19 protein-coding genes are annotated in these 17544 nt (G+C 67.5%); 6 read left to right on the top strand and 13 right to left on the bottom strand.

Annotated features, from left to right (window positions below; genetic code table 11):
* Window positions 1-617: 617 nt before the first annotated feature.
* Window positions 618-1328: a helix-turn-helix transcriptional regulator gene (locus DZC73_RS30610; RefSeq protein WP_161974573.1), complete on the bottom strand. Its 711-nt coding sequence runs from the start codon at window positions 1326-1328 to the stop codon at window positions 618-620.
* Window positions 1329-1553: 225 nt separating this feature from the next.
* On the opposite strand from DZC73_RS30610, the gene DZC73_RS13465 reads away from it, so the two are divergent.
* Both DZC73_RS13465 and DZC73_RS13470 read left to right on the top strand, forming a co-directional pair.
* Entirely contained in the window at window positions 1554-1850 is a 297-nt protein-coding gene (locus DZC73_RS13465) for a DUF4902 domain-containing protein (protein WP_124540825.1), read from the top strand.
* A 152-nt stretch (window positions 1851-2002) separates the two neighbouring features.
* The gene (locus DZC73_RS13470; RefSeq protein ID WP_161974574.1) at window positions 2003-4033 is read left to right on the top strand and encodes a PDC sensor domain-containing protein; all 2031 of its coding nucleotides are present in this window, start codon (window positions 2003-2005) and stop codon (window positions 4031-4033) included.
* Between the two features lie 21 nt (window positions 4034-4054).
* Here the strand turns inward: DZC73_RS13470 and DZC73_RS13475 are convergent, their stop codons facing one another.
* Complete coding sequence (locus DZC73_RS13475; RefSeq protein WP_124540827.1) at window positions 4055-4534, bottom strand: GNAT family N-acetyltransferase; 480 nt, start codon at window positions 4532-4534, stop codon at window positions 4055-4057.
* 67 nt (window positions 4535-4601) lie between these two features.
* Here DZC73_RS13475 and DZC73_RS13480 point away from each other — a divergent pair, with 67 nt between their 5' ends.
* Window positions 4602-5732 (top strand): SMP-30/gluconolactonase/LRE family protein, encoded by a 1131-nt coding sequence (locus DZC73_RS13480; RefSeq protein ID WP_124540828.1) that lies wholly within the window; start codon window positions 4602-4604, stop codon window positions 5730-5732.
* A gap of 3 nt (window positions 5733-5735) precedes the next feature.
* On the opposite strand, the gene DZC73_RS13485 is transcribed toward DZC73_RS13480, so the two are convergent.
* From DZC73_RS13485 to DZC73_RS13515, 7 genes are all read right to left on the bottom strand, one after another.
* Window positions 5736-6923, bottom strand: a complete 1188-nt coding sequence (locus DZC73_RS13485; RefSeq protein ID WP_124540829.1) for an ABC transporter permease — start codon at window positions 6921-6923, stop codon at window positions 5736-5738.
* The gene (locus tag DZC73_RS13490; protein WP_124540830.1) at window positions 6920-7732 is read right to left on the bottom strand and encodes an ABC transporter ATP-binding protein; all 813 of its coding nucleotides are present in this window, start codon (window positions 7730-7732) and stop codon (window positions 6920-6922) included. The genes DZC73_RS13485 and DZC73_RS13490 overlap by 4 nt, the downstream gene beginning before the upstream one ends.
* Window positions 7729-9201 (bottom strand): alpha/beta hydrolase, encoded by a 1473-nt coding sequence (locus tag DZC73_RS13495; protein WP_124540831.1) that lies wholly within the window; start codon window positions 9199-9201, stop codon window positions 7729-7731. Before DZC73_RS13495 ends, DZC73_RS13490 begins: the two co-directional genes overlap by 4 nt.
* 121 nt (window positions 9202-9322) lie before the next feature.
* Window positions 9323-9958 (bottom strand): hypothetical protein, encoded by a 636-nt coding sequence (locus DZC73_RS13500; RefSeq protein WP_124540832.1) that lies wholly within the window; start codon window positions 9956-9958, stop codon window positions 9323-9325.
* Window positions 9948-10154 (bottom strand): hypothetical protein, encoded by a 207-nt coding sequence (locus DZC73_RS13505; protein ID WP_124540833.1) that lies wholly within the window; start codon window positions 10152-10154, stop codon window positions 9948-9950. Before DZC73_RS13505 ends, DZC73_RS13500 begins: the two co-directional genes overlap by 11 nt.
* Window positions 10155-10246: 92 nt before the next feature.
* Window positions 10247-10618: a glutaredoxin family protein gene (locus DZC73_RS13510; protein ID WP_124540834.1), complete on the bottom strand. Its 372-nt coding sequence runs from the start codon at window positions 10616-10618 to the stop codon at window positions 10247-10249.
* Window positions 10619-10695: 77 nt separating this feature from the next.
* Window positions 10696-11238, bottom strand: a complete 543-nt coding sequence (locus tag DZC73_RS13515; protein WP_124540835.1) for a carboxymuconolactone decarboxylase family protein — start codon at window positions 11236-11238, stop codon at window positions 10696-10698.
* A gap of 114 nt (window positions 11239-11352) precedes the next feature.
* Between DZC73_RS13515 and DZC73_RS13520 the strand changes: the two genes are divergently transcribed.
* Window positions 11353-12198 (top strand): AraC family transcriptional regulator, encoded by an 846-nt coding sequence (locus DZC73_RS13520; RefSeq protein ID WP_124540836.1) that lies wholly within the window; start codon window positions 11353-11355, stop codon window positions 12196-12198.
* A 7-nt stretch (window positions 12199-12205) separates the two neighbouring features.
* Here the strand turns inward: DZC73_RS13520 and DZC73_RS13525 are convergent, their stop codons facing one another.
* Window positions 12206-13795, bottom strand: a complete 1590-nt coding sequence (locus tag DZC73_RS13525; RefSeq protein WP_124540837.1) for a thioredoxin family protein — start codon at window positions 13793-13795, stop codon at window positions 12206-12208.
* Window positions 13796-13843: 48 nt separating this feature from the next.
* Here DZC73_RS13525 and DZC73_RS13530 point away from each other — a divergent pair, with 48 nt between their 5' ends.
* Window positions 13844-14281, top strand: a complete 438-nt coding sequence (locus tag DZC73_RS13530; protein ID WP_124540838.1) for a phosphopantetheine adenylyltransferase — start codon at window positions 13844-13846, stop codon at window positions 14279-14281.
* Here the strand turns inward: DZC73_RS13530 and DZC73_RS13535 are convergent.
* The 3 genes from DZC73_RS13535 to DZC73_RS13545 are packed head-to-tail and all read right to left on the bottom strand — an operon-like array spanning window position 14268 to window position 16263.
* On the bottom strand, window positions 14268-14960 hold the full coding sequence (locus DZC73_RS13535) for a hypothetical protein (RefSeq protein ID WP_124540839.1): 693 nt from the start codon (window positions 14958-14960) through the stop codon (window positions 14268-14270). The two genes, DZC73_RS13530 and DZC73_RS13535, sit on opposite strands and share 14 nt — an antisense overlap.
* A gap of 9 nt (window positions 14961-14969) precedes the next feature.
* Window positions 14970-15251: a DUF427 domain-containing protein gene (locus DZC73_RS13540; RefSeq protein ID WP_124540840.1), complete on the bottom strand. Its 282-nt coding sequence runs from the start codon at window positions 15249-15251 to the stop codon at window positions 14970-14972.
* Window positions 15252-15276: 25 nt separating this feature from the next.
* Entirely contained in the window at window positions 15277-16263 is a 987-nt protein-coding gene (locus tag DZC73_RS13545) for a helix-turn-helix transcriptional regulator (RefSeq protein ID WP_124540841.1), read from the bottom strand.
* Window positions 16264-16426: 163 nt separating this feature from the next.
* Between DZC73_RS13545 and DZC73_RS13550 the strand changes: the two genes are divergently transcribed.
* On the top strand, window positions 16427-17542 hold the full coding sequence (locus DZC73_RS13550; protein ID WP_124540842.1) for a hypothetical protein: 1116 nt from the start codon (window positions 16427-16429) through the stop codon (window positions 17540-17542).
* Window positions 17543-17544: the final 2 nt, after the last annotated feature.

Raw genomic sequence — 17544 nt, forward strand, 5'->3', positions numbered from 1 at the left:
GCGGGGAGTGTGCGCGGCAAGCGCACGGAACGCAATTCCCACCTTTGTAGGACTTGAGGCTTCACAAACTGCCGGAGACAGAGATCGGCAACTTGACTAGCGCGTGTGCTCTTGGTTGTCAATGCAAGGAGCTTGGCATTGTCGAATGCCAAGTCAAGCGAGGATGATGCGCCTCAAGAAACATCCGCTCAACATTTCTCCCGCGCACTCGGCCACTCGATAGGGCCAGAATGACGAAGGCCCGGGCACGGTCATAGACACGTGGCACGGGCCAGCTAAGACACTACGACTGACGCGATGGGCCTGGAGCTATAGCAGCAATTCGGCGTCTTAACACGCCGTAGAGACTACCAAGTCGTATAAGGGCCACTGGCACTTGATGTACCACCACCGACGAGGGCAAGCAGTTTGTCATCCAACGGCATCGGTGCCGACGGCACAGCCGGCTGCGTCGGCAGCTTCGCTTGGATTTGAGCAGTGGCCGGGGTTTGCTGTTGCGACATGTGAGGCTCCTGGGATGGGGACGCACGCCCTGTGCGTGAGACTCCATTCCAGCAGCGACATCAAGGTCTCGAAACTGTCAACTCTTACAGGTGTTGACGACCTGACCGACTGTTCTAGCGAATAACTCCAAGTCTCAATGCCTTCAGCACTGCCTGATGCTTGTTAATGCATCCCAGTTTGTGCATTGCATTGTTCAGGTGGAGAACGGCTGTTCTCTCGCTAATCCCGAGAATGTTCCCAAGCTCCCAAGCCGTCTTCCCTTCCATCGTCCATCTAAGGCTTTCAAGCTCACGAGGGGTCAAATTTGGTAGGTCTCGCTCGGGTTCTGGCGGGAGCAAGACACGCAAAGCTATGTCCTGCGCATGAACCGCATAGAGTTGAAGGTCTGCCACAAGACGCGTGACTTCGCCTCTGTCGTTTGGGAGCGGCTGATCCCGATCAACAGATAAAAAAAAGTGCTTGCCTTCAGGCAGATGGAGCGCCAGCGCGATGCCAGTGTGAAAACCGAATCGCGCCTGAGCTTCCCACCGTTCGCCTAGACCAATCGATGTATAGGTGTCTTGATTCCAGATGATGGGAACGCTCGCGTGTTTGCAGTGTTGCATTACTGGATCACGCCGACTGTTTTGCGGAACATCTATCTCGTGGGCTTCAATGGGAACGTTGTTCACATGAATGAAGTCCGAATCTCGGCCAAAGTGATCAACGATAGCCACGGCGTTGACGATCTTGAATCCAAGATTCGAAGCAAAGCGCTCGAGCTCCTTTCCAAACTCATCACGCGTCTTTACTTGAAGCACCGAGGTGAATCCATCTTGGAGCATGGCTCTTCTCCACTCCCAACGAGACCTGCGCGCATCGCGCGCTTTACGACTTGACCCCTGAAAGGACTTACAGATGTCAAACGCAAAGTGACGCATCACACTGCGTTCCATCGTGACCCCATCCATCCACCAACGCAGGACCTCAAGCAGATGACACCCGCTTGGATTGTGTGCGCGTGGCCACCGCTATTGTGGCAGGCGGAGAGCGCGCCGGAGCTACATTTCGTGCACCTCGGAACGCAAGTCTTCAACGTGAAAGAAGGCGATCATCTGTACGGGCAGACCGTCTGGGGCAGCCCCTCGGCAGATCCCGCAGCCGGCGTAGCTTGGGACTGGGTGGAAGTCGCCGATGGCGTTGTTGCCATGGCCGACCCGATGGCACTGGTCACCAATCTTCACTTGATCGACTCCGAAGGGCTACCCCTGCCCACCACCCAAGCCGCAGTCCACCTCAACGGCATCGTCCACGCCCTCCCCTGGCAGTCCGAAGTCCAGCGCGCCCTGCACCGCAACGCGGCGTGACAGGCATCACACCTGACGCCCCGACGCCGCCGTCCGCGATGAACTGAGGCCCAATCCCCGGGCTTATTGCCCGGCGCGCGACGATCCACCGTGGGAGCATGGTTGACCCTTCGTGCGGGCGGTGTCGCCCATGGCGAAGGACTGAGGTCTCCATGTTGTCGTCTGCCGGTCGCCTGCTGCTGTCCTGGGTCTCCACGCTCAAGTTCAAGATCGTGGCGATCGCGGTCGTCACCGGCGTGGCCTCGGCAGCCATCAGCACCTACGTCGTGCTGGCGCGCACGCAGCAGGAGACGCAGCGCATGCTGCTGCTGCACGTGGCCGAGGAGCGCGAGCGCAGCGCCACGCTGCTTGCCAGCAAGGTGACGCTGTTCCAGACGACGCTCTCCGCAGTGGCCGCGCAGGTCTCGCCGCAGATGCTGGACGACCCTGCCGCCCTCACGCAATATCTGCGCAGCCAGGCCTCGGTGCGCGCGCTGTTCGACAACCTCTTCATCGCCGGCTCCGACGGCAACATGCGCACCCGTGTCCGGCGAGACACGGACCAGCAGGACCTGATTCCCATCGGCGACCGCGAGTACTTCCAGCGCACGATGCAAGGCGGCTTGCCGATCATCTCCCGCCCGCACACCGGACGCTCGACGAAGGCCCCGGTGATCATCTTCACCGCGCCCATCCGCACCAAGGACGGCAAGACGATCGGCATGATCGGCGGCGTGCTGGAACTTCGCCGCAGCATCCTGCTGGACAACACGAGCCACGACGACAGCATCGACCTCTCTCGCGAGATGGTCATGGACGTCACCGGCGTGGTGGTCGCGCACCCCAACCCCATGCGGCTGCTCGGCCGTGCCGAGGAAGAGCCGGGCGTGGCCGCCGCCTACCAGCAGTGGGCCCGCGACGGCCGCACCATCCACAACGAAGGCCTGGCGCAGATCATGGACGGCTACCTCGTCTCCATGGCGGGCATTCCCGAGGCCGACTGGATGGTGATCCGCGTGATGCCCGAGTCAGTCGCGCTGCAGCCACTCATCGCCGCGCAGGCCACTGCCTGGCGCGCCGCCGCCGCGGTGGGCGCCGCTGCCGCTTTGCTCGCCGGCCTGCTGGGCTGGTCGTTCACGCGCCGCATCTCGGTGCTGCGCCGTCGCGCCGAAGCCCTGCGCGATGACGAGGAACCGGCGGTGCAGGACTGGCCGCACGGCAACGACGAAGTCGGGCAGCTCTCTCGCGCCTTCCTGAAGGTGGTGCATGAACGCCACCTGAAACAGGAGGAGACCGCCGGCCTGCTGCGCCAGTTGCAGGCGGTGCTGGACAACGCGGAGGTGGGCATCGGCTTCACGCGCGACGGCCGCTTCGAGCTGGTGAGCGAGCAGTTCTCGCGCATCTTCGGCTGGAGCAAGGAGATGGTGCGCGGGCAGAACACGCGCATGATCTACGCCAGCGACGAGGCCTATGCCGCCATGGCCGAGCGCGCGCGGCCGGCGCTCATGCAGTTCGGCGCATTCGACGGCGAGCTGGAGCTGATGCGCCGTTCGGGCGAGCGCTTCTGGGCCCATCTGCGCGGCCGCGCCGTGGTGCCGGGCAATCCGTCACAGGGCACGATCTGGATCGTGGAGGACGTGACGCAGGCGCGCGAGCAGCGCGAGCGCCTGGCCTGGGTGGCCAGCCACGATTCGCTCACGGGTCTGGCCAACCGCGCCGAGTTCGAGTCGCTGCTGGAGCAGGCCACGGCACGCGCCGCGCAGCATCCGTTCTGCGCGCTCTTCATCGACCTGGACCGCTTCAAGCAGGTCAACGACAGCGCCGGCCACGCAGCAGGCGACGCGCTGCTGCGCGACGTGTCGCACGAGATCGTGTCGCAGGTGCGCCAGACCGACACCGTGGCCCGGCTGGGCGGCGACGAGTTCGCCGTGCTGCTGCCGCACTGCCCGGTGGCGCAAGCCATCGCCATCGCGGAGAAGATCCGTCACGCCGTCGAGCGCTACGAGCTGCGCTGGAGCGGCGAGCGGCTGAACGTGGGCGCGAGCATCGGGCTGGTGCCGGTGGACGGACGCTTCGGCAAGCACGCGGAGGTGCTCCAGGCCGCGGACCGCGCCTGCTACGCCGCCAAGCGCAGCGGCCGCAACCGCGTGTCGGTGCACGGGCAGGAGCCGCCGGCCAACCAGTCTTCGCCGCAGGCAGCCTGAGGTTCGGCAGGCGGCCCGAGCTCAGGCCGCGGCCAGCAGCATCTCGGTGTGCGGGATGCCGTCTTCCATGTAGCGCTCGCCCTGGATGGCAAAGCCGAAGCTGCCGTAGAACCCTTCCAGGTACGACTGCGCCGAGATGCGGATGCCATGCCCTGGGTACTGCTGGCGGGCGACCTCGACGGCCCGCCGCACCAGCTCGCGCCCCAGGCCCAGCCCGCGCCCGGCGCTGGTGGTCACGACACGGCCGATGGAGGCCTCGGCGTATTTCTCCCCCGGCGGCAGCACGCGTGCATAGGCCAGCGGCACGCGATGCTCGGGCGACCAGGCGGCGACGTGCCAGCACACCTCATCATGCCCATCGGCATCGAGGTAGGCGCAGTTCTGCTCGACGCTGAACACCAGCTGCCGCGCCATGAAGATCCTGCTGAGCTCGCGCAGGCTGAGCTGGTCGAAGTGGCAGCTGCGCCATTGGATCGATGAAGGGGCACTTGGCGAATTCATGGGTGCATCATGCCCCCACTTGCGGCCATACTGCGCACCCGACAAAACCCGAACCGGAAGGGAATCCATGCGCCGCGTCTTCCTCACGCTTGCCGCCCTCGTGCTCCTGCTCGCGGGCTACCTGCTGGTGTGGCCGGTGCCGGTCGCGCCCGAGCCCTGGGTGGCGCCGGCCGCACCGGGCTACGTCGGCCCGCATGCGGTGAACCAGAAGCTCGCCGGCCTGAACGCCATCGACCTGTCGGGCGACGAAGGCCCCGAGCACATCGTGGTGCGCGACGGCTGGGTGTACGCGGCGCTCGCCAGCGGCAGCATCGTGCGCATGAAGCCCGACGGCTCGGGCAAGGAGCTGGTGGTGCGCACCGGCGGCCGGCCGCTGGGCTTCGACTTCGACGCGAACGGCGCCCTGCTCATCGCCGACCCGATGTTCGGCGACCACGGCGGCCTGCTGCGCGCCACGGGCATGGGCGAGTCGGCCAAGGTCGAGGTGCTCACCGACAACGTGCATGGCGACCCCATCCGCTATGCCGACGGCGTGGTGGCGGCAAAGAACGGCAAGGTCTACTTCACCGACGCCTCGCGCCGCTTCGGCGCCAAGGCCTGGGGCGGCACCTTCGCCGCCAGCGTGCTGGACGTGGTGGAGCATTCGTCCACCGGCCGGCTGCTCGAATACGACCCGGTCACCCAGGCCACGCGCATCCTGCTGTCAGACCTGTGCTTTGCCAACGGCCTGGCACTGAGCGCCGACGAGCAGAGCATCTTCGTCAATGAGACGGGGGAGTACCGCATCTGGAAGCTGCCGGTCGCCACGAAGGATGCGAGCGCGAAGAAACCGCCGGCCGAAGTGACGCTGCTGCTGCAGAACCTGCCGGGCCACCCGGACAACCTCATGCGCGGGCTGGATGGCCGCCTGTGGGTGGGCCTGGTCAAGCCACGCGGCGCGTTCATCGACAACAACGCCGGCAAGCCGTGGATGCGCAAGCTTGCGCTGCGGCTGCCCAAGGCGCTGTGGCCCGTGCCGCCGGCCTACGGGCACGTGTTCGCATTCGATGAATCGGGCAAGGTGCTGGTGGACTTGCAGGACCCGAGCGGTGCGTATCCGGAAACGACGGCGATCACTGAAACTCCGGATCGCCTGTACGTGCAGAGCCTGCACGCGAAGACGCTGGGATGGTTGGAGAAGAGCAAGGCGGGCTTGTGATCGTCACCTCACCGCAGCGGTCCTGAGCATCCTCGCCACGAACCACACCCCCACCGCCGTCAGCGCCACGCACACCACCAGCGGCACCACCACCTGCTCAAGGCCGAAGCCCTCGCCCTTGAGCACGCGCGTCATCAACACGTTCTGCGCCAGGCCCGGCACCGCCAGGTGCCAGCCAGCCTCGCCACCTTCGTTGAACACGGTGAACAAGGGCAGCAGCGACACGCTGAGGATCACCACCGTGCTGTTGGCCTGCGCCTCCTTGAAGGTCTTGCAGCGGATGGCCACCGCCATCAGCACCGCCGACAACGCCGCGGCGAAGGGCAGCAGCACCATCAGGAACATCCCCGCCTCGCGGGCCCCGAACTGGAACATCGCCTGCAGGGTGTCGCTGCGCAACAGCCACTGCGCGGGCAGGAAGCTCAGGCAGCTCAACACCGCGATGAGCATGCTCAGTGATGCCACCGCACCCCACTTGCCCAGCACCAGCGCCGCGCGCTCGGCCGGGTTCATCAGCAGCGGCTCCAGCGAGCCGCGCTCGCGCTCGCCGGCGGTCGTGTCCAGCGCCGCGTTGAGCGCGCCGTAGAGCACCGCCATCAGCACGAAGAAGGGCAGCATGCCGGTGATCTGCGTGGCACGCGTCTGCGTGCTGGCCAGGTCGCGCTCCTCCACCTGCACCGGTTCCAGCAACTCGCCGGACACGCCGCGCACCGCCAGGTTCAGCATCGCGCGTTCGCGGCCGAAGCCCTGCAACAGGCGCTGGATGCGCCCGCTGCTGCCCTCGGCCTGCTTGTTGGCGCTGTCGCTCACCACCTCCACCACCGGCGATTCGGCGCGGATGATGGCGTCCTCGAAGCCCTCGGGAATGACCACCACCGGGTCGCCGAGCGTGGACTTGCGCAGCTGCTGCTCGTAGTCGGCCGGTGCCGCCTTGACGGTGTAGGTCTGGCGCTCGAAGTAGTTCTTCAGGCTGGGCGCGCGCTCCATGTGCAGCACCACCACCTCGCGCTTCTCGGCACGCGCCTCGAAGGAGGCGATGAAGGACGACAGCGCGATGAGCACCAGCGGTCCCATCATCACGCTGGACACCAGCACCACCATCAGCGTGCGGCGGTCACGCAGGGCGTCGGTGATCTCCTTGCGGAACACGGTGAACGCCGTGCGCAGGAAGGATGTGTTGGCAAAGCTCATGCTTTCACCTCTTGCAGATGACGGGCGGCTTCTTCAGCGAAGGCCAGTTTCACGAACGCTTCCTCGAAGTCCTGCTCGCGGGTCTGGGCCAGCAGCTCGGCCACGCTGCCCGAGGCCACGGTGCGGCCGTGGGAGACCACCACCACGCTGTCGCACAGCCGCTCCACCTCCTGCATGATGTGGGTGGAGAACACGATGCACTTGCCGCCGCCCTCGGGCGTGCGCAGGTAGCGCAGGGCGTCGCGCAGCGCACGCGTGGCCAGCACGTCCAGCCCGTTGGTGGGTTCGTCCAGCACGATGTTGGCCGGGTCGTGCACCAGCGCGCGGGCCAGGGCCGTCTTCATGCGCTCGCCCTGGCTGAAGCCATCGGTGCGGCGGTCCAGCAGCGGCGTCATCTCCAGCATCGCGGCCAGGGTCTCGGCGCGTGCGTTCGCCGCATCCCGCGACAAGCCATGCAGGCTGCCGTAGTAGACGATGTTCTCGCGCGCCGTCAGCCGCGGGTACAGGCCCCGCGCATCGCTGAGCACCCCCATGCGCGACAGCGCCTCGCGCGGCCGGGCGACGACGTCGATGCCGTCCACCGACATGCGTCCCGCATCGGGCGTGATGAGCCCGGCCAGCATGCGCAGGCTGGTCGTCTTGCCCGCGCCGTTGGGGCCCAGCAGGCCGGTGATGCGGCCGTCGGGTGCGGTGAAGCTCACGTCCTGCACGGCCTTCACGACCTGGGGTGCGGCACGCTTGAACGACAGGCCGCGCTTGCCCGCGGCGGGCGCAGTGAATTGCCTGGCAAGGTGTTCGACGGTGATCATTTCTTCGCGGTCTCCGTCGAGAGGTCGATGGGGCGATAGGCCGGCGGCCGGGGCACGCCTTTCGCGCAGGACACGTCGAGCTTCAGCGCGGCGGCATCGTCCTCGGCTTCGATGAAGCGGAACATTGCGTCGCGCATGCAAGGCACGGTGCCGAGCACCCCATGGCCGATGTTGGGCACGACCACATGCATCGCCGATGGGCCCAGCGCCTTGGCCGCGCGCTCGCCATGGCGCGGCGGCGTGACCGGGTCGATGCTGCCGCTGAGCACCAGGACGGGCGCCGGGCTCGGGGCCATCGAGTAGAAGGCCTCGGGCACCTCGCCGCGCGGCCACTCGGCACACACGCGGTCGTAGACGCGCGAGAAGTCGCGGTTGAAGTCGCGGCCCGGCGCGTCCTTGGCCGACGCCATGCGCGGGAAGTCTTCCGCACAGACCACGGAGAAATGCATGCCCATCGCCAGTGCCGTGCCCTTGCTTGAACCAAACAGGCTGTTGATGCCCAGCAGCGGCTCATAGCGGCCCTTCGCGGCCTCGGTGATGGCCATGGGCAGCACCGACGCCAGCAGGGGCGAGTACAACGGGCCGCGCACCGAGCCCAGCACCATGTCGCGCCTCAGTGTGAAGCTCTCGGTCTTGCCGCTGAGCGGATGCACGGCCGTCACTGGCTTGGGCAGGCTCGCCAGCAGCGCGATCCAGTCCGCCCGCAGGCTGGGGTAGGCCTTGGCGCACGCCGACTCGGCCTCGCAGGCCGCCACCACCGCATCGAAGGCCGCCTGGTTGTCGGTGGAGAAGCTGGCCGGCAGCACCATGTCCGGCGGCGCGACGCCGTCGATGACCACGCGCCGCACCTGCTTCGGAAACTGCCGGATGTATTCCAGTGCCGCCCGCGTGCCGTAGGACGCGCCCACCAGGTCCACCCGCTGCGCACCCAGGCGCTCGCGGACGGCGTCCAGGTCCTGCATGGCGATGGTGGTGGTGAAGAAGCGCAGGTCGCCATAGGGCAGCTTGCGCAACCGGCCCAGGCATTCGCGCAGGTCCTTCATCTGGCGCTCGGTGTCGGACTGGTCCGCCAGCGGCAGGTGGCGCACGTCCTCGCATTCGAGCGGCGCGGACTGGCCGGTGCCGCGCTGGTCGACGAGAACGATGTCGCGCCGGTTGTTCAGCCGCGTGAAGAGGGGCATCACCTGCGGTGCGACCTTGATGGCGCTCTGCCCTGGCCCGCCCGCCAGCATGAACACCGGGTCGGGCTGCTTGCGCCGCGCGAGCGCAGGCACGACGACGTAGTGCACGTCGATCTTCGTGCCGGCCGGCTCGGCCGGATTCAGCGGCCGGGACAAGACACCGCACTGCACCTCGTTCTTGATGCCCGGGATGCGGCAGGGCTTGAGGGCCTCCTCGGCCTGCGACGGCAGGACCGCCCCCGCGAGCAGCGCCGCCACGGCCAGGCAGCGCCAGAGAGCTTGGATCATCGGCAAGACCTTTCAGACGAGCGCGCAGTGTGCCTGCGAATCGTGGCGGCCCGATGATGTCCTGCGACGAATGGCAGCAGCGGCGGGCGATCGGCAAGCCTGGCCGCCAGGCCGCACCGCCTCACATCCCGGGCAGGCGGAAATAGCCCTTGATGCAATGCACGCTGCGCACCGCGATCTGGATGTGGTTCTTGCGCCTGAAGCCCGCACCGGGGTACAGCGCATCGCCTTCGAAAAAGGCGGCGCGCACGCTGTCGTAGGCTTCGATGCCGCTCTCGCGCCGCAGATCGTGCATGGTCTCCACCACCAGCCGGTCGCGAAAGCGCGCCGACAAGTCCGCGCCGTCGCGGTTCTCCGGCATGGGCTGCCGGGCCAGCTGGTAGATGTTCCCGATGAACTCGTAGGCCCGCTCCAGTTCGCCCAGCGATTCGGCGTCCAGCAGGTTGCAGCAGCGCCCCAGGTGCAGCACCGCGCCGATCACGTAGGGCGTCTTGACCTCGCCATTGGCCAGCTGCGGCCGCAGCCGGGCGTCGTTGGCGAACTCCATCGCCCGCCAGGGGTCGGCTTCCCAGAAGTAGATGCCCGGGCCGAGCCAGTCGTATTCGTTGTCGCTGAGCTTGAGGTGCTTGGTCGAGCCGTTGAGCACGGCTTCGGCCGCGTCACGGTCACAGCCGTGGAAGCCGAGGACGAGGGAGGGCGATTGCTTGTAGGTGTCCCAGGCCGGCGGTGCGCTGGCCACCAGCGGCTTAGCCGCCATATTTCTTGGGCACGCGTCCGCTCGGGGTGAGGAAGCCTTTGGCCTTGAGGTAGCGCATCGCGTCGGCCGGATCGCGCAGGGACTCCTGCTTGGCGTCGACGATGGAACTCACTTCGGGGTCGGTGAGGCGGCGCATCCGCGTCTCGACGGAGGAAGGCTGCGCTACCTGGCTGGCACCGGTGCGGGCAATCGACATGAAGGACGCTCCTCGACCCTGGAAAATTCAACCGTCACTGTATCAATGAACAGTGAGCCATGGGTGGGAATTTCGGCCCGCGAACATGGGATTCAAGGCTCGCCCAGCATGCGCTTGAGCTCGCCGCTTTCGATGAGGTGCTGCATCTCCTCATAGCCGCCGATCAGCACGCCGCGCACGAACACCATCGGGAAGGTGGGCCAGCCCGTCCACAGCTTGAGCGCCAGGCGCGGCTTCCACTGGCTGAAGTAGCTGCCGTATTCCAGGTAGTGGAAGGGCTGCTGCGCCTCGGTGAGGGCGCGGCGCACCTTGCGCACGAAGGGGTTCTGCGCCATGCCCACCACCAGGATGTTGTTGGAGCTGGCCGCCGCCTGCACGTTGTGGACGATGTCCGCATGCCAGTTGGCGATGCGTTCGCGCACCACCGGCAGCATGCGGGTTTCATCAAGGACGGTGCGGGTCATGGGCGGGCTCCTGGCATTCTGGGAAAGACGCCAAGCGTAGCCCACGCCCGCAGCGCGGCAGTGACAGCCTGTGCCCGTCAGCCGTGCAGGCGCGGCACGGCCGGGAAGTCCACCTCCGTGCGGGCGATGTGGTTCACCGTGTTGGTGAGCACGTTCAGCGCCACCTGCGCCACCACCTCCAGCAGCTCGGCGTCGCTGAAGCCCGCTTCGCGCGCCGCGGCGACCGATGCATCGGACACGCCGGTGCGGTCCCGCGCCACCGCCTGCGCCAGGCGCACGAGGGCGTCTTCGCGGCCGCTGGCGGCACGCCCCTGCCGGGCGGCAGCGACCTCGGCGTCAGCCAGCCCCGCGCCCTTGCCGATCGCCGCATGGGCGCTCACGCAGTACTCGCACTGGTTGGCCTCACCCACGGCCAGCGCGATCAGCTCGCGCTCGCGGGCATTGAGCGAACCGGACGCGAGCGCCTCCGACAGGCCCAGGTAGCCGCGCAGCACCGGCGTGGCATGGGCCATGGTGGACATCATGTTGGGCGTGAAGCCCAGCTTGGCCTTGACGGCAGCCAGCAGCGGCGCGGAAGCAGCAGGGGTGTTGGAGGCGGTGACGGGAGCGATGCGGGACATGCTGGTTTCTCCAGGTGTGAATCGATGCGTGCGAACTTGCACACCGACAGTGTCCCGTCCATCTCAGGACGATAGGTGACATCGAATCCACAAATCGATACCATTCGTCCAACCATGCCTGTCGATCGACTCACCAGCCTCTTCGACCGCTTTCGCGTGTCGGCCCAGATGTTCCATGCCGGCCCCTTGTGCGGCCGCACCCATTTCAGCGCCGACCCTGGTTTGGGCTACCTGCATGTGCTGCGCGAAGGCTCGATGGAGATCGAGCACCGCCAGTCCCCCGGCAGCCCGCCGCAACGCCTGAGCGTTGCCGAGCCGGCCCTGCTGTTCTACCCGCAGCCCTGGAACCACGACTTCATCTACCCGCCCGAGCAGGGCTCGCAGCTCGTGTGCGCCACCTTGCGCTTCGAAGGCGGCGCCATGCATCCGCTGGCGCGCGCCCTGCCGCCGCTGGTGCTGGTGCCGCTGTCGCAGGCCCCCTCGCTCGCGTCCACGCTGGACCTGCTGTTCGCCGAGGCCGACCACACGCGCTGCGGGCGGCCCCTGCTGGCCAACCGGCTGTTCGAGGTGCTGCTCATCCAGCTCCTGCGTTGGCTGCTGGACCGCGAGGACCTGCCCGAAGGCCTGCTCGCGGGGCTGGCCGATCCGCAGCTGTCCAAGGCGCTGGTGGCCATGCACGACGAGCCGGCACATCCGTGGGACCTGCCGGCGCTGGCCGACAAGGCCGGCATGTCGCGCAGTGCCTTCGCGGCGGCCTTCAAGCGCGTGGTGGGCGACACGCCGGCCGAGCATCTGGCGCAGTGGCGGCTCGCGCTCGCGCAGCAGCGGCTGGCGGGCGGCGAAGCCATCAAGCACGTGGCGGCAAAGGTGGGCTATGGCAGCGCATCGGCGCTGTCGCGGGCTTTCGCGGCGCGGGTGGGCTCGTCGCCGCGGGCCTGGCTGCAAGCTCGCGGGGATTGAAGCGGGCTCAGGCTGTCTTGGGCTTGAGCAGTCCGGTGCACACCGCACGCTGCGCGTCATCGGCGGGCAGCTTGGCGCACACGCCGTCAAGCTGCGCCTGCAGGCGCTTGAACGGCTCGGCATGGGCCTTGGACTTGTTCCAGTCGACCAGCCGGGTGCCCACCTTCTGCATCGAGCGCGCACTGCGTTCATAGAAGGCGTTGGGCTGCGCCGCCGCTTCGTCGAACAGCCGCGACACCGCCGACTCGATGCGCTTCTCGTCCTGCGGCGCCAGCTCCACCAGCGCACTCACGTAGGACGCGCCCCACTGCAGCCGCGTGGCCGGGCCTTCGGACTTGTCGAACGCCTCCTGCAACCAGTGCAGCGCCTCGGTCTTGTCGCCGCGCTTCTTCGCATTGGCGGCCAGCTCGGACATCAGGTAGTACGGTGAATGGCTCTTGCCGAGGTTGGCCTTGAGCAGGGCGTCGGAATCGTCCAGCAGGCCGGCGTCGGCCAACGTGGAGGCCGCGGCCGTGATAACAGCCTGGCGCTCGTAGCCATCGGTGATCTCGCGGTCCACGCGGGCGCTGTGCTCGCGCACCTGCGCCTGCAGCGCGGGCGTGGGCTGGCCCTTGTCGAGCCTGGCGAGATCCACGCGTGCGGCCAGCGCGGTGATGCGATCCGCACGCGACAGGCTGGTGTCGGCTTCCAGCGTCTTCAGCGAAGCGTTGAAGGCGTCGACCAGCTGCGCACGCTCGGCGGACTTGTCCACGCTCAGCGCCTTGACGATGTCTGCCGCGTTGTTGGTCAGCACGTCCATGTGCGCGCGTGCGGCGTTGGCATCGGCCAGCACGGCCACCACCTTCTCGCGGGTCTTCGCATCGGGCTGCGGATGGTCGGCCATCGCGGCAACGGCCTTGAGCATGAGGCGCGTCGCCGTCTCGGCCTGGTCGGCCGGGCAAGCCTGCGCGAGCTGCTTGAGCACGGCGGCGGACTGGTCCTTGGGCACGACCTGCTGCTCATCGGTTTCCCAGGAGTAGAAGGCCAGCAGCTTCCAGTCATTGGGTGTGAGGCCCGTGCCGCCAGCGCGGGCATCGGCCAGCACCGCCTTCACCGGCCGTTGCGCATTCATGCCCAGCGTCAACACCTGCGTGTACTGCGAGGCATCCACCTCGCCGGGCAGCCGCGTCAGCTCCACGCCGTCGGCGTTGAACAGCAGCATGGTCGGGTAGCCACGCACCTTGAAGCGCGTGCCCAGCTTCTGCGCGCCGGGGCTGTCGCCGTCGATGTAGACCGGCACGAAGGCGCGCGAGCGCTCGATGAAGTCCATGCGGTTGAAGAGCGTCGCCTTCACCTGGTTGCACGGCGGACACCACTTGGCGCCCCAGTAGACGAAGACCGGCTTGCGGTCGGCCTTGGCCCGCGCGAAGGCGGCATCGACGTCGGCGTCGCTGGCGGCCTGCTTCCAGGCGATGGCGGGGGCGTCGTGCGCAGCCTCGGCCTTGGCCGTGGACGCGGGGATGGCGGCGGTCGGGGTGGCCGCCGCCGAGGACTCGGGCGATCTGTTGCACGCCGCGAGGATGACCGCGGCGCCGAGGATGCAAAGGCGTGCCTTCATGGGGAACTCCTGGCAAGTCGTCGAGTGTCGCTCAGCCAGCGGCGGGCAATGACGTCCAAGGTCATTGCGCGTGCGTGGGGCGGCTTCGACACTGTGTCCATGCGCTTCAATCACTGGGTCGTGCAGGCAGCTCTCGTCATCACGTCCGTTTTCCACTTGCTGCCGGCCGCAGGCCTGTTGGGTTCGCAGCAACTGTCGCGCCTGTACGGACTGGACTTCACCGAACCGCTGCCGCTGCTGCTGATGCGGCATCGCGCCGTGCTGCTGGCACTGGTCGGCCTGGGCCTGCTGGCCAGCACGCGCGCTGCGCAGGCCCCTGTGCAGGAGCTGGCACTGGCAGCGGCCATGCTGGCCACCGGCAGCTTCGTCGCACTGGCCATCGGCCTGCCGCTGAACGCCGCCTTGACGCGGGTGATGTGCATCGACGTGACCCTGTTCGTGCTGCTGGCCGTCGCCCTGGCGCTGCGCATGTTCACTCCACGCTAGGCGCGCCCAGCCAGCTTTGCGAGTCGTCGTGGATGGCGCCTTCCACGGGCGTCGCCTTGGCCAGCGCCATCCAGGCCTGGAAGGGCAGCTTCATCGCTCGCCTCGGGGCGGGGCGGGCGACATCCAGCACGTTGTCACCAGCGACGATCACGCCGCATTCGGGCGGGATCTCCTCGGGCCTGGCGATGCCTTCGCGGATCACGTACCAGCACTCGCCGCACAGCTGCAGGTAGGCCGAGCGCTTGGCCTCGCGCTTGAGGTCCGACAGCAGGTCGGCGCGCCGCACCTTGATCTCGTGCACCACCGGCTCGAGGTAGTCCTCCACCGTGGTGTTGCGGATGGAGAAGACGTCGGGCATGGCCATCACCCAGTCGTCGCCCACCTTGGCACGCAGGCCCAGGCCACGCCAGGCGATGCGGCCGGCGCGTGTCATGTCGCGGGCCACGCGTTCGACCAGCTCTTCGTGGGCATCACGTGCCGCGCGGTTGCGTTGCAGCGTTTCGGCCAGCACGGCCACGCCGGTGTCGGTGACACGCAGCGTCTCGTGGCCGGTGTCGTGGCGCACCCGTTCGAGCCACCCTTCAGCCAGCAGCTCGACCTCGACCATGTCCTGGCACGGCCAGCCCGCTGAACGCCAGATCGCGCGAAGGCGGCGGCGGTGGACGATGGTCAGCGCCACGGCGTCCCCTCAATCTTCAATCTTGACGCCCTTCCAGAAAGCGACGCGGCCCTTGATCTCCTGCGCCGCCTCGCTCGGTTCCGGGTAGTACCAGACCGCGTCGGGGTTCAGCTCGCCGTTGACCATCAGGCTGTAGTAGTACGCCTGGCCCTTCCATGGGCAGCTGGAGCGGTGGTTGCTGAAGGTCACGTACTGCCGGTTCAGGCTGCCCTCGGGGAAGTAGTGGTTGCCTTCGACCACCACGATGTCATTGCTTTCGGCGATGACGGTGCCGTTCCAGATTGCTTTCATCAGTCCTTCTTTCAAACAGGGATCGTCAAGCGTACAACCCGGCGGCGCCGCGCGTGCGCGCCGTGATGATGCCCACCAGCGACTTGTCGCCCACCACCTCCACCGTCTCGCCGTGGCGCAGGATGTCCATCACCAGCTCCGTCGGGTCGCCGTACGGCACCTGCAGTTCGTAGCGGCCGTCGTCCAGCCAGCGGGCCTTCTGCTGCGCATGCCATTCCTCGTTGGCCACCCACTGCGCGGCCTCGGCGTTGAAGCGCAGCGTCGCCCACTTCACGCGCTGGCCGCCGCCATAGATGCCGTAGCCCGCATCCAGCTCGGACTCCAGGTCCTTGATGGACACGTGCCGCGCCTTGTGGTCCAGCGCCCGCGCCTCCTGCACCGCATCCAGCGCGAAGCGGCGCAGGCCTTCGCTGGCATGGCACCAGGCGTCCAGGTACCAGGTGTTGCGGTAGTTCACCAGGCGCTGCGGCGAGACTTCGCGCTCGCTGGTGCTGCGGTCGCTGCGCTTGAAGTAGCGCAGCCACACCCGCTTGCGCTGCACCAGCGCGCTGCCCAGCAACTCGAAGTGCCGGCTGGGCACGCGGCGGCGCGCGGGTGAGATCACCTTCACCCGGCGCATCAGCTCCTTGGCCTCGCTCTCGTCGGCGCCCAGCATGCCTTGCAGCTTGTCCATCATCGGCGCGAGGTGGCGCGAGAGCACGCCATCGTCGTCCAGGCCAGCCATCAGCTGGTGCATGGTCAGGAGCGCGTGGATCTCCTTCTCGCTGAACCACATGCCGGGCAGTTCCTGCCGCGCCGCGCCCTTCATGCCGGCCGCCTCGGCGTCGAAGCGGTAGCCGTTGTCGAAGCGGTCGTAGACGATGGGCGCGGACAAGCGGTCGCGCAGGTATTGCAGGTCGCGCTTGAGGGTGGCGGGGGAAACGTCGAGCTCTTGTTGCAAGGTGTCAAAGCTCACGCAGCCGCGTCCCCGCAGCAGCAGTTCAATCTTGTAAAAGCGTTCAGTTCTATCCATGGCAGACAGTCGTATATCCCGCTGGTGGCTCACCAGATGAGCCAGTGGCGCGGAGCATACGCCAGCTTCGAAAAGTCCTCACGCGATCCTGGTGGCTCATTTAATGAGCCAGTGAGCCGGAAAACTTCGCTCCCATCACTCAACCACCAACCAGGAGCGACCCATGACCACCGAACTCTTCACGACGGCCAACACCGTCACCGCACACGAGCACATCGGCTTCGAGCTGGGATGGGACTACGCCCACTACCGCCTCGTGCCGCCGGCCCCCTACGCGCAGGAGCCCTCGCCGCTGCGCAACGGCCTGCTGGCCGGCCAGGCCGCGTTCGGGTCCCGCACCCTGGCCGCCACCCGCCCGGTGCGCAAGTGGCTGCAGCTGCGCCTGCACGCCTGGCTGCGCGGCCGCAGCGTAGAACTCATGCAGGTCACGCCCAACTACCTGTCGCAGCTGGAAGTGAGCCACTGCCCCATCACGCGCACCGCACTCAGCACCGCCACGCTGGACAGCTCCGACGCCTCGGTGGACCGCGTCCGAAACGACGCCGGCTATGCCGCGGGCAACCTGGCCGTCATCAGCACCAAGGCCAACCATGCCAAGGCAGGCTACGGCTTCCACGACGCGCTGCGCTTCGTCAAGCAGATCGAGGCCGGCAAGCTGGGCGGCATCGATGGCCTCAGCGCCTGCCAGTGGAGCCGCGTGGCCGTGCTGTGCAGCTATGTGGAGCCGATGTCGCACGAAGAAGCCAGCACCATCCCCATGCTGGTGCTGCCGCCCAACCGCCTGCGCATGTTCAACCCGGTGCAGGCGCTGCAGGCCTTCATCAGCCAGCAGCTCATGGCCCCGGGCTGGAGCCACCGCGCCGCGCGTTTCGAAGCGATGCTGCCGGGCAAGCCCGCTCGCCGCGCCTTCCTCACCTTCTTCCACGCCCTGCTGCCGCGGGTGCTGGAGGCCAGCCGCGCCAACGGCAAGCAGCACACCCGCTGGGCCATCGAGGACGCCTGGCGCAACCCGCTGGTGCTCAAGCGCTGGACCGCATTCGCCCGCCTGCTCACCGCGACGCAGTGCGAGGAACTGGTGGCGCGCGCCAACGCGAAGAAGCTGGGCGCGCTGCGGGCGCAGCAGTTGCCCGACGAAGCCGCCACCGAAGGCTGGAACCTGGATTCGCGCGGTTACGTGCCGCATGCGGTGCTGATGAAGCGTTCGCCGACCTCGGCCCGCACCGGGCTGGGCGAGCAGATTCCGCAGCCTGTGGGCACCCAGGCCAGCCTCCCGCTGTGAGA

It is taken from the genome of Rhizobacter terrae (assembly GCF_003852895.1).
Lineage (GTDB): Bacteria > Pseudomonadota > Gammaproteobacteria > Burkholderiales > Burkholderiaceae_C > Albitalea > Albitalea terrae.